Annotated in this window: 10 protein-coding genes; 3 read left to right on the forward strand and 7 right to left on the reverse strand. The window is 69.8% G+C overall.

The window, feature by feature from the left end; all coding sequences use genetic code 11:
- Nucleotide 1 precedes the first annotated feature (1 nt).
- The 3 genes from HNQ70_RS03490 to HNQ70_RS03500 are packed head-to-tail and all read right to left on the reverse strand — an operon-like array spanning nt 2 to nt 2956.
- Nucleotides 2–766: a phosphoadenylyl-sulfate reductase gene (locus HNQ70_RS03490; protein WP_183964354.1), complete on the reverse strand. Its 765-nt coding sequence runs from the start codon at nt 764–766 to the stop codon at nt 2–4.
- Nucleotides 763–1311, reverse strand: a complete 549-nt coding sequence (locus HNQ70_RS03495) for a DUF934 domain-containing protein (RefSeq protein WP_183964356.1) — start codon at nt 1309–1311, stop codon at nt 763–765. Before HNQ70_RS03495 ends, HNQ70_RS03490 begins: the two co-directional genes overlap by 4 nt.
- Nucleotides 1295–2956 carry a nitrite/sulfite reductase gene (locus HNQ70_RS03500; protein ID WP_183964357.1) on the reverse strand — a complete coding sequence of 554 codons (1662 nt, stop codon included), beginning with the start codon at nt 2954–2956 and terminating at the stop codon, nt 1295–1297. Before HNQ70_RS03500 ends, HNQ70_RS03495 begins: the two co-directional genes overlap by 17 nt.
- A gap of 226 nt (nt 2957–3182) precedes the next feature.
- On the opposite strand from HNQ70_RS03500, the gene HNQ70_RS03505 reads away from it, so the two are divergent.
- The gene (locus HNQ70_RS03505; protein ID WP_183964359.1) at nt 3183–4190 is read left to right on the forward strand and encodes a LysR substrate-binding domain-containing protein; all 1008 of its coding nucleotides are present in this window, start codon (nt 3183–3185) and stop codon (nt 4188–4190) included.
- Here the strand turns inward: HNQ70_RS03505 and HNQ70_RS03510 are convergent.
- The 4 genes from HNQ70_RS03510 to HNQ70_RS03525 all read right to left on the reverse strand — a co-directional run bounded on the left by HNQ70_RS03510 (nt 4094) and on the right by HNQ70_RS03525 (nt 7737).
- The gene (locus tag HNQ70_RS03510; RefSeq protein WP_425504326.1) at nt 4094–4768 is read right to left on the reverse strand and encodes an HAD family hydrolase; all 675 of its coding nucleotides are present in this window, start codon (nt 4766–4768) and stop codon (nt 4094–4096) included. The genes HNQ70_RS03505 and HNQ70_RS03510 overlap by 97 nt on opposite strands.
- A 7-nt stretch (nt 4769–4775) precedes the next feature.
- Nucleotides 4776–5507, reverse strand: a complete 732-nt coding sequence (gene ubiG / locus HNQ70_RS03515) for a bifunctional 2-polyprenyl-6-hydroxyphenol methylase/3-demethylubiquinol 3-O-methyltransferase UbiG (protein ID WP_183964361.1) — start codon at nt 5505–5507, stop codon at nt 4776–4778.
- 143 nt (nt 5508–5650) lie between these two features.
- Nucleotides 5651–6337, reverse strand: a complete 687-nt coding sequence (gene ompA / locus HNQ70_RS03520) for an outer membrane protein OmpA (RefSeq protein ID WP_183965430.1) — start codon at nt 6335–6337, stop codon at nt 5651–5653.
- 53 nt (nt 6338–6390) lie between these two features.
- Complete coding sequence (locus tag HNQ70_RS03525; RefSeq protein ID WP_183964363.1) at nt 6391–7737, reverse strand: TRZ/ATZ family hydrolase; 1347 nt, start codon at nt 7735–7737, stop codon at nt 6391–6393.
- 200 nt (nt 7738–7937) lie between these two features.
- Between HNQ70_RS03525 and gyrA the strand changes: the two genes are divergently transcribed.
- Both gyrA and pheA read left to right on the forward strand, forming a co-directional pair.
- Nucleotides 7938–10550 (forward strand): DNA gyrase subunit A, encoded by a 2613-nt coding sequence (gene gyrA / locus HNQ70_RS03530; RefSeq protein ID WP_183964365.1) that lies wholly within the window; start codon nt 7938–7940, stop codon nt 10548–10550.
- Between the two features lie 2 nt (nt 10551–10552).
- Nucleotides 10553–11659, forward strand: coding sequence for a prephenate dehydratase (pheA, locus tag HNQ70_RS03535; RefSeq protein WP_183964367.1), 1107 nt, complete (start codon nt 10553–10555; stop codon nt 11657–11659).
- Nucleotides 11660–11695 lie beyond the last annotated feature (36 nt).

Consider the following 11695-nt stretch of genomic DNA (forward strand, 5'->3'; position numbering starts at 1 on the left):
GTCATTCCGTCGTGATCGACGCCGCGGAAACCGGCGCCGCTGCGTTCGTGTCCCTGGTCCCGGCGCTTCGCGCCAGTCGTCCGTCGGCCCCGATGTGCAGCCCGCATTCGCGCTGCATCGGCTGCTCCCACCACCAGCGTCCGGCACGCTCGTCCTCGCCGGGCGCCACCGCGCGGGTGCAGGGGGCGCAGCCGATGCTGGGGAAGCCCTGCGCGTGCAGGGCGTTCACCGGCACCTGCCGGGCCTCGACGTAGGCGGCGACATCTGCGGCGCTCCAGTCGGCCAGCGGGTTGAGCTTCATCAGGCCGTTGGCCTCGTCGCGCTCGAGGTTCGCGACGTCGCTGCGCGTTGGCGACTGCTCGCGGCGCAGCCCGGTGATCCAGAGCTGGCGTCCGCGCAGCGCGCGCGACAGCGGCTCCAGCTTGCGGATGCCGCAGCACTCCTTGCGCAGCGCGACGCTGTCGCGGAAGGCATTGATGCCATGCGCCGTCACCCAGGCTTCGAGGCGGGCAGCGTCCGGGAACAGCACGCGCACCGGCGTGCGCGGGTAGCGCTCGCGCGCCCGGGCCATCAGCGCGTAGGTTTCCTCGTGCAGCCTGCCGGTGTCCAGAGTGAACGCGTCCACCTCCAGGCCGAGCCGCTCGATCAGGTCGAGCAGCACCATGTCTTCTGCGCCGAAGCTGCTTGCAAAGGCCGCCGACGGGTAGGCGGCAAGCGCGTCGCGAAGCAGCGCGGTGGCCGCCGTGATCCTGTCCTCGATTGTCATTGGCTCGCCCCCTGCCAGCGCTGGCCGGTCGCTGCGTCGTGGCCGGCAGGTGCGGGAATGCGTCGTGCGAACAGCGGGCCGCGATCCACCGCGGCCTGGTAGGGCTCGCTGAAGGTTCCGAAGTGTCGCAGCGCATCCTCGGCGGACTCGCCGTCGGCCAGCGCGAAGCTGTCGAAGCCGCAGCGGCTCATGTAGAAGAGCTGGTCGCGCAGCACATCGCCGACCGCGCGCAGCTCCCCCTTCCAGCCGAGGCGCTCGCGCAGCAGCCGCGCGATCGAATAGCCGCGGCCGTCGGTGAAGGCGGGGAAGGTGACGGCCACCAGCTCCAGTGCGTCGAGGTCGCCGGCGAGCGCAGCCGGGTCGTCGGCCGGGTCAAGCAGCACTCCCAGGCGACCGTGGTGGCGCGAGCGCAGCGCATCCGCCTGCGCCAGCCAGTCCTGCAGCGGCACCAGCAGCGCATCGTCCGGCGATGCCTCTTCGGCGGGCCCTTCGAGCAGGCGCCAGTCGTCGGCGCGCACGCCGTGGCGGTCAATCAGCGTGGGCATAGACTGCCTCCTTGAAGGGCTCGAGGCCGATCCTGGCCACCGTGTCGACGAAGCGCTCCGCGTCCGACTCGCGCACTTCGAGGTAGTGACCGATCAGGCGCTCCACGACGTCCGGGATCTCGTCGCGGGCGAAGGACGGCCCGATGATCCGGCCGATCGCGGCTTGCGGACCCTGCCGCCCCCCGATCGTCACCTGGTACCACTCCTCTCCGGCCTTGTCGACGCCGAGGATGCCGATGTGGCCGATGTGGTGATGGCCGCAGGCGTTGATGCAGCCCGAGATGTTCAGGTCGAGCTCGCCGATGTCGTGCAGGTAATCGAGGTCGTCGAAGCGCTCCTGGATCGCCTGCGCGACCGGAATCGACACTGCGTTGGCCAGCGAGCAGAAATCGCCACCGGGGCAGCTGACGATGTTGGTGAGCAGGCCCACGTTCGGCGTCGCCAGTCCGAGGGCGCGCAGCTCGCGCCACAGCTGCGGCAGCGCGCTGCGCTCGACGTCCGAGAACACCAGGTTCTGCTCGTGCGACACGCGCAGCTCGCCGAAGCTGTAGCGGTCGGCGAGCGCTGCGATCGCGTCCATCTGGTCGGCGCTCGCGTCGCCGGGCGGCTTGCCGGTCGGCTTGAGCGAAAGCGTGACTGCCGCGTAGCCCGGCACCCGGTGCGGATGCACGTTGCGCTGCGCCCAGCGGGCGAAGCCGGGCTCGTCCGGCGCAAGTGCCGCGAGCGGGCGCTCGTCGGCCTCCAGGCTGCGGTACGCGGGCCGCGTGAAGCGGGCGGAGATGCGGTCGATCTCCTCGACGGGCACGGTCGACGGGCCGCCAGCGAGCTGCGCCCACTCGGCCTCGACTTCGTCTCGAAAGCCCGCCGGAGTGCGGTCCTTGACCAGGATCTTGATTCGCGCCTTGTACTTGTTGTCGCGCCGGCCGTAGCGGTTGTAGACCCGCAGGACCGCCTCGAGGTAGGTGAGCAGGTGCTGCCAGGGCAGGAACTCGCGGATCACGTGCCCGACCATCGGCGTGCGCCCGAGGCCGCCGCCGACGACGACGCGAAAGCCGGCGGAACCGTCATCACCGCGCAGCGCGTAGACGCCGATGTCGTGCAGCAGGGTCGCGGCGCGGTCCGCCGGCGAGCCGCTGATCGCGATCTTGAACTTGCGCGGCAGGAAGGCGAACTCCGGGTGGAAGCTCGACCACTGGCGCATCAGCTCCGCCCAAATGAAGGGGTCGGCCACCTCGTCCGGGGCCACTCCTGCGAACTGGTCGGTGGTGATGTTGCGGATGCAGTTGCCGCTGGTCTGGATGGCGTGCATCTGCACTTCGGCGAGCTGCGCGAGGATCTCCGGGACGTCCTCGAGCGCCGGCCAGTTGAGCTGCACGTTCTGCCGCGTGGTGAAGTGCGCATAGTCGCGGTCGTAGGTGCGCGCGATGTGCGCCAGGCGCCGCAGCTGGGCGCTGGAGAGCAGGCCGTAGGGAATGGCGATGCGCAGCATGTGCGCATGCTTCTGCATGTAGAGCCCGTTCTGCAGGCGCAGCGGCAGGAAGCGCGCCTCGTCGAGCTCGCCCGCCAGATGCCTGCGGACCTGGTCCCGGAACTGGGCCACGCGCTCGTCGACGAGGCGCTGATCGATGTGGTCGTAGAGATACATGGGTGCTTGGCCGGCGGCGCGGTGGCGCTCTTCGTGAGGAGTGCCGATGGTGCAGGCCGGGCTCTGCGATGGGAACGAGCGATTCGTCCGAAGCTCAGAACCTCCGGGCATATCGGCGGAACTGCGCGCGCGGCGGCGCGCCGGCTGATGAGCGCCCGGCCGTTATATCGACAGGCGCCGTGCGCATTAGCTTGAGGGCGCAGCGCGCCGCGCCGACACTTGCGCGATGAATTTCCAGCAACTCCGGTCCTTGCGCGAGACCGTGCGCCGCGGTCTCAGCCTGACCGCGGCCGCCGAGGCGCTGCACACCTCGCAGCCGGCGCTGTCGAAGCAGATCCGCGAGCTCGAGGACGAGCTCGGCGTCGCGCTGTTCGTCCGGCACGGCAAGAAGTACACGCAGCTCACCGAGGCCGGCGGGCGCATCCTGGGGATCGCCGAGCGGCTGCTCGGGCAGGCCGACGACATCCGCCGGGTCGGCGCCGAGTACGCGTCGGGCGACGCCGGCACGCTCTCGATCGCGGCAACGCACACGCAGGCGCGCTACGCGCTGCCTCCGCTGCTCGCACGGTTCAGGCAGGAGTACCCGCGGGTGCGGCTGCGCCTGCACCAGGGCAACCCGGAGCAGGTGGGCACCATGGTGGCGCACGGCGAGGCCGTGTTCGGGCTGGCCACCGAGGCGCTCGACCGCAATCCATCGCTGCAGACGCTCGCCGCTTACCGTTGGCGCCACTGCGTGGTGGTGCCGCGCGGTCACCCCCTTGCCGCATCGGGCATTGCCGAGCTGGGCCAGCTCGCCGAGTGGCCGCTGATCACTTATTCGGCGGAGTTCGCCGGTCGGCGCAACATCGACCAGGCTTTCACGGAGCGTCGCATCGCCCCGGACATCGTGCTCGAGGCGATCGATTCCGATGTCATCAAGACATACGTCGCGCTGGGCTTCGGCATTGGCCTGATCGCGGGGATCGCCTACGATCCGGACCGCGATCGGGAACTGGAACAGGTGGACCTCGGCGACCTGCTGCCGGTCAACGTCGCCAGGCTTGCGATGCGCGAAGGGGCCTTCCTGAGGGGGTTCGAGCGCCGCTTCGTCGAGCTGCTCACCGGCGACGTGGCGCCGCCCGGCGCCGACGCTGAGCCTCAGCGGGGCAGCAGTTCCAGCAGCGCGGCAGGCGAGTCGATCAGGAAGTCCGCACCCCACTCCTCGGGGCGCGAAGCGGCGCCGCAGAACCCGTAGGCTGCCGCGACGGTGATCATGCCCGCGGCGCGCCCGGCCTCGATGTCGCGTTCGTCGTCGCCGACGTAGACGGAGCGGCCCGGCGCGACCCGCGCCAGGCGGGCTGCGTGCAGCAGCGGCTCGGGGTGCGGCTTGGCGTGCGCAGTGGTGTCGCCGCCGATTGCGGTGACCGACCGCTCGAGCACCCCCAGCGCGCCCAGGATGGGCCGGACGTAGCGTTCGACCTTGTTGCTCACCACGCCCCAGGCGATGCGCCTGCGCTCCAGGGACTCGATGACTTCGGACATGCCGTCGAAGAGCCGGGTGCGCACGCAGATCTCCGCCTCGTAGCGCCGCAGGAACTCGTCACGCAGTTCCTCGAAGCCGGGGTCGCCGGGCGCAACGCCGAGCCCCTGCCCGAGCAGCCCGCGCGCGCCCATCGACGCATACGGACGAAGCGCCGCCAGCGGCAGCGGCGGCAGTCCGCGCTCGGCGCGCAGTGCGTTGACCGGCGCGGCCAGGTCCTCGGCCGTGTCGGCCAGCGTTCCGTCGAGGTCGAAGAACACCGCCTCGGGAAGGTATCCGAACATCGGTTTCATCCCTCGCTCAGACGGGCCGGCGCGTTGCCACGAGGTAGTTGACGCTGACGTCGTCGGGCACGAGCCGGTAGGCCTTCGTGAGCGGGTTGTAGGTCATGCCGGTCATTGCGGCGGATTCGAGTCCGTGGCGGCGAGCGAAACCGAGCAGCTCGGAGGGCCGGATGAACTTCTCGAAGGCGTGCGTGCCGCGCGGCAGCAGCTTGAGCAGGTACTCCGCGCCCACGATCGCGAACAGGAAGGCCTTCGGGTTGCGGCTGATCGTGGAGAAGAACACCCAGCCGCCCGGGCGCACCAGCTGCGCGCAGGCGCGCACGACGGAGTCCGGGTCGGGGACGTGCTCGAGCATCTCCATGCAGGTGACGACGTCGAAGCCGGCGGGTTCGCGCGCGGCAAGCTCCTCGACCGCGACGTGCTCGTAGTCGACGTGCACGCCGCTCTCGAGCCCGTGCAGCTCGGCGACCTTGAGCGCCTTCTCGCCGAGGTCGATTCCGGTCACCCGTGCGCCCAGCCGGGCCATCGATTCGGCCAGGATGCCGCCGCCGCAGCCCACGTCCAGCACGCGCTTGTCGGCGAGCCTGGCGAGGCCGTCGATCCAGCCCAGGCGCAGCGGGTTGATCTCGTGCAGCGGGCGGAACTCCGAGCCGGGATCCCACCAGCGGCTGGCCAGCGCCTGGAACTTGGCGAGTTCCGCGGGGTCGGCGTTGCGGGAGCTTGCGGCTTCTCGGGCGGCGTGTGGCATCGGGGGAGGGGCGGAATGAACGTAGGCCCCATTCTAGTCCAGCGGAGCCTGGCCTCAGGAATGCGAAGGCCCCGCACTGGGCGGGGCCTCCGAAATGCGAAAACCCCGCACGGGCGGGGCTTTCGCGGCAGCGCAGCGAGGAATTACTTCTTCGCGCGGGTGCCGACCACCTCGATTTCCACGCGGCGGTTCTTCGCGCGGCCATCACGGGTCTTGTTGTCGGCGACCGGCTGCTTCTCGCCTTTGCCTTCCGTGTAGATACGGTTGGCTTCGACGCCCTTGCTCACCAGGTAGCTCTTGACGGCTTCGGCACGACGCACCGACAGGCGCTGGTTGTACTGGTCGGTACCGATGCTGTCGGTGTGGCCGACGGCGATGATCACCTCGAGGGTGATGTCCTTCAGCTTGCCGGTCAGGTCGTCGAGCTTGGCCTTGCCTTCGGGCTTCAGCACGGACTTGTCGAAGTCGAAGAACGCGTCGGCGGCGAAGGTGACCTTCTCGCTCGTGGGCGCCGGAGCGGGCTTCGGAGCAGCCGGGGCCGGGGCGGGAGCGGGCGCCGGACGGGCGGGCGCCGGACGGGCGGGCGCCGGAGCGGCGGCAGCCTTGGGCAGCAGGTCGTCGTCGCAGCCCTTGATCGCATGGGCCGGAGCGAAGTAACCGGTACGCCAGCACAGGCCGAACCCGCTCTTGACGACGTTGGTACCCGCCTGGGTGTCGGAGCTGATCACATACCCGCTGTTCTTCGGATCGGCGACCTGCGCGGAAGCCACCGACGACGCTGCCAGCAGCGCCGCGGCGACCAGGGAAGACAAAGCGACCGGTTTGTTCATGTTTCTCCTCACGGTAGAACGATTCTTGATTGCGAAGCCGACCCTGCGCCGGATCATGAAACGCCGGCACCTGGGCCGACCGGCAGAATCTCGCTGATTCGATTGTGCCATAGCCTTACACGACCAACTACCTCCGAAACCCGGCTCCGGACCTCGCTTTCGGCGAATTGTCGCTTGTGGACAACAGGCTGTCCGGCGATCCAGACCTCGCTCACCTGCTCGCGTCCGGCAGCGTAGACGAGCTGGGAAACGGGGTCGAACACCGGGGCCGTCTGCAGCATCGAGAGGTCGACGGCGACCAGGTCGGCCGCCTTGCCGGCCTCGATCGAGCCGATCCGGTCGGCCAGGCCGAGCGCCCGGGCCCCGCCCAGCGTCATCGCGTGCAGCACTTCATGGGCGGGCCAGGCGGTCGCGTCCCTGGAGGCGCCCTTGGCAAGCAGCGCTGCTGTGCGCCCCTCCTGCAGGAGGTCGAGCCGGTTGTTGCTCGCCGCGCCGTCGGTGCCGATGCCCACGTTGATGCCGAGCTCGCGCATCCGCGCCGTGCGGGCGATGCCGCTGGCGAGCTTCAGGTTGGAATGCGGGCAGTGCGCCACGGAAGCTCCATGGGCGGCCAGCAGCGCCAGGTCGCTGTCGTCCATGTGCACCGCATGCACCGCGATCAGTTCGGGGCCGAGCAGCCCGAGGTCGGCGAGGCGCCGCAGCGGACGCCGCCCGAAGCGCGCTTCGCTCTCGGCGATCTCGGCGGCGGTCTCGTGAAGGTGGCAGTGCACCGGCATCCCGGTCTCGCCCGAGAGCCTGGCGACCCGCGTGAAGCTCTCGTCGGAGACCGTGTAGGGGGCATGCGGCGCCAGGCAGAAGCTGAACAGCGGATCGTCGCGCAGGCGGTCGCGCAGCTCCAGCCCCTTGCGCAGGTAGTCCGCGGCGCCGGAGCCGTAGGCCGAGGGGAACTCGATGACGATGATCCCCAGCGCCGCGCGCATGCCGACCAGCGATGCCGCCGCGGCGACCTGCTCCGGGAAGAAGTACATGTCGTTGAAGCAGGTGACCCCGCCCAGCGCCATCTCGGCGCAGGCCAGCAGCGCACCGTCGTAGACGAATTCCGGGGACATCAGCCGGGCCTCCAGCGGCCAGATGCGCTGCTCCAGCCAGGCCTGCAGCGGCAGGTCGTCGCCCACTCCGCGCAGCAGGCTCATCGGCGCATGGGTGTGCAGGTTGACCAGGCCGGGCACGAGCAGGTGCCCGGGCAGCTCGGTGCAGGGCGCTGAAGGGTGCAGGGCGCGCGCCTGGTCGGCGGGCATGAGGCCGGCGATCCGGTCTCCCTCGACGAGCACGGCGTGTCCTGCGAGGACCCGGGGCTCCGGGGCGACGGGGGCGATCCATTCGGGGCAGATGAGCTGCATGGCCGGAATTCAACCACAGGCCGGTGCAGCCGGGCCGCCCGCCGGGCCGTCGGCCCGCGCCGCCATGTTAAAATCCGAAGGTTTGACGGACCCCGCGGCCTGGCCGCGGCCGCTCTCCAGCAGTCAGCTCCTTGCGCCGGTGGCCCGGTCACCGGCCGTCCCCCCCGATGCAGGCGTTGCCGCCTCGCCGCTCCCCAAGCATGGACCAGTTCGCCAAAGAAACCCTGCCGATCAGCCTCGAAGAGGAAATGCGGCGCTCCTACCTCGACTACGCGATGAGCGTGATCGTGGGCCGAGCGCTGCCCGACGTACGCGACGGACTCAAGCCGGTGCATCGCAGGGTGCTGTACGCGATGCACGAGTCCAGCAACACCTGGAACCGCCCCTACGTGAAGTGCGCCCGCGTCGTGGGCGAGGTGATGGGAAAGTTCCACCCGCACGGCGACAGCGCCATCTACGACACGCTGGTGCGGATGGCGCAGGACTTCTCCCTGCGCTACCCGCTGGTCGACGGGCAGGGCAACTTCGGCTCGGTCGACGGCGACAGCGCCGCGGCGATGCGCTACACCGAGTGCCGGCTCGAGAAGGTCGCCGGCGAGCTGCTCGGGGACATCGACAAGGAAACCGTCGACTTCCAGCCCAACTACGACGGCAAGGAGCTCGAGCCCACGGTCCTGCCGGCGCGGCTGCCCAACCTGCTGGTCAACGGTTCGGCCGGCATCGCGGTGGGCATGGCCACCAACATCCCGCCGCACAACCTCGCCGAGATCATCGATGCCTGCCAGCTGCTGCTGCGCAATCCGCAGGCGAGCATCGACGAGCTGATCGAACTCGTTCCCGCGCCCGACTTCCCCACCGCCGGCATCATCTACGGCGTGTCCGGCGTGCGCGAGGGCTACCGCACCGGCCGCGGGCGCGTCGTGATGCGCGCCAAGACGCACTTCGAGGAGATCGACCGCGGCAACCGCAGCGCGATCATCATCGACGAGCTGCCCTACCAGGTGAACAAGCGCGTGCTGCTCGAGCGCCTGGCGGAAATGGTCAACGAGAAGAAGATCGAGGGCATCTCCGACATCCGCGACGAGTCCGACAAGTCGGGCATGCGCGCCGTGATCGAGCTCAAGCGCGGCGAAGTCCCCGAGATCGTCCTCAACAACCTCTACAAGAACACGCAGCTCCAGGACACCTTCGGCATCAACATGGTGGCGCTGGTCGACGGCCAGCCCCGCCTGCTGAACCTGAAGCAGATGCTGGAGTACTTCCTCGCGCACCGGCGCGAGGTGATCACGCGGCGCACCGTGTTCGACCTGCGCAAGGCGCGCGAGCGCGGCCACGTGCTCGAGGGCCTCGCGGTGGCGATCGCCAACGTCGACGAGATGATCGAGCTGATCAAGGCCTCGCCGACCCCGCCGATCGCCCGCGAGCGGCTGATGGAGCGCGAATGGACGGCCGGCGTCGCCCGCGAGATGCTCGAGCGCGCGGGCTCGGACGTCGCCGCCTACAAGCCGGAGGGGCTGGCTCCCGAGGTCGGGCTGCGCGGCGAGACCTACCGGCTCTCCGAGGTCCAGGCGCAGGAGATCCTGCAGATGCGCCTGCAGCGCCTCACCGGGCTGGAGCAGGACAAGATCGTCCAGGAGTACCGCGAGGTCATCGGGCAGATCACCGACCTGCTCGACATCCTCGCGCGGCCCGAGCGGGTCACGCAGATCATCGGCGACGAGCTCGCTGCCATCAGGGCCGAGTTCAGCGAGGGCAAGGGCGACACCCGCCGCTCGCGCATCGAACTCAACGCGACCGAGCTCGAGACCGAGGACCTGATCACGCCCACCGACATGGTGGTGACGCTCTCGCACGCGGGCTACATCAAGAGCCAGCCGCTGTCGGAGTATCGCGCCCAGAAGCGCGGCGGCCGAGGCAAGCAGGCCACCGCGATGAAGGACCAGGACTGGATCGACCAGCTCTTCATCGCCAACACGCACGACTTCCTGCTGTGCTTCTCCAATCGCGGCCGGGTCTACTGGCTGAAGGTCTGGGAAGCGCCCCAGGGCACGCGGGGCTCGCGCGGCAAGCCCATCGTCAACCTCTTCCCGCTGGCCGACGGCGAGAAGATCACCGTGGTGCTGCCGGTCAAGGCCTTCGACGAGGCGCACTACGTGTTCATGGCCACCAGCCTGGGCACGGTGAAGAAGACGGCGCTCACCGACTTCTCCAACCCGCGCAAGGCCGGGATCATCGCGGTCGACCTCGACGAGGGCGACTTCCTGATCGGCGCCGCGGTGACCGACGGCCAGCATGACGTGATGCTGTTCTCCGATGCCGGCAAGGCGGTGCGCTTCGACGAGAACGACGTGCGCCCGATGGGCCGCGCGGCCCGCGGCGTGCGCGGCATGAACCTCGAGGACGGCCAGCGCGTCATCTCGATGCTGGTGGCGGGCAGCGAGAAGCAGTCGGTGCTCACCGCCACCGAGCACGGCTTCGGCAAGCGCACCCCGATCGGCGAGTACACCCGCCACGGCCGCGGCACCAAGGGCATGATCGCGATCCAGACCTCCGAGCGCAACGGCAAGGTCGTCGCCGCGGTGCTGGTCGAGACCTCCGACGAGATCATGCTGATCACCACCGGCGGCGTGCTGGTGCGCACGCGCGTCGAGGAGATCCGCGAGATGGGCCGGGCCACGCAGGGCGTCACCCTGATCGCGGTCGACCAGGGCACGTCGCTCTCGGGCGTGCAGCGGGTGGTCGAGACCGACAGCGACGACGAGGCGGGGGAGGGGGCCGAGGCCGATGCTCCCGATGCGGACGGCGAGGGCTGAGCATGTCTGACAAGCAAACCGGGAACGAAGCCGCGCGGGTGGACGAGCGCCTGGCCGAACTGCGCAGCTCGATCGACGCGGTCGATGCGCAGATCGTCGAACTGATCAGCCGCCGCGCGGGCTTTGCCCGCGAGGTGGGCGAGGTGAAGAAGCTGATCGACGCGCCGGTGTACCGGCCGGAGCGCGAGGCCCAGATCTTCGCGAAGCTGCGGACGATCAACCCCGGGCCGCTGCCGAACGCCAGCGTCGAGGCGGTCTACCGCGAGATCATCTCGGCATGCAGGGAACTCGAGCGGCGCATGCGCGTGGCCTACCTCGGTCCCGCGGGCACCTTCTCTGAACAGGCGCTTTACCGCCACTTCGGCAGCGGCGTAGAGCCGATCGCGTGCCCGTCGATCGACGAGGTGTTCCGTGCGGCGGAAGCCGGCAGCGCCGATTTCGGGATCGTGCCGGTCGAGAACTCCACCGAGGGGGCGGTCAACCGTTCGCTGGACCTGTTCCTGCAGACGCCGCTGCGCATCTGCGGCGAGGTCTCGCTGCCGGTGCGCCACAACCTGCTGACCCGTAGCGGATCCATGGAGGACGTGACCCGGATCTGCGCGCATGCGCAGGCGCTCGCCCAGTGCGTGGGCTGGCTCGACCGCAGCTACCCGGGCATCGAGCGTGTGCCGGTGTCGAGCAATGCGGAAGGCGCCCGCCTGGCGTCGGTCGAGGAGCACACCGCCGCCATTGCCGGCGATGCCGCGGCGGCGCGCTACGGGCTGGAGACGATTGCGGGCGGCATCCAGGACGACCCGCTGAACCGCACGCGTTTCGCGGTGGTCGGCCACTATGATTGCGGGCCTTCGGGCAACGACCAGACTTCGCTGATCCTCTCGGTTCCTGATCGCGCCGGTGCGGTGTACGCGCTGATCGAGCCGCTGGCGCGTCACGGCGTTTCGATGAAGCGCTTCGAGTCGCGCCCGGCGCGCTCCGGGCAGTGGGAGTATTACTTCTACATCGACATCCTCGGCCACCGCGACGATGCGGCGGTCGCTGCGGGCCTGGCCGAAATCCGCACGCACGCGGCCTTCTGCAAGGTGGTCGGCTCCTACCCGCGCGCCAGCTGACGCTTTCCGCGGGCACCGTCCCGCGGACCCCGACAT

It is taken from the genome of Quisquiliibacterium transsilvanicum, from assembly GCF_014202215.1.
Taxonomy (GTDB): domain Bacteria; phylum Pseudomonadota; class Gammaproteobacteria; order Burkholderiales; family Burkholderiaceae_E; genus Quisquiliibacterium; species Quisquiliibacterium transsilvanicum.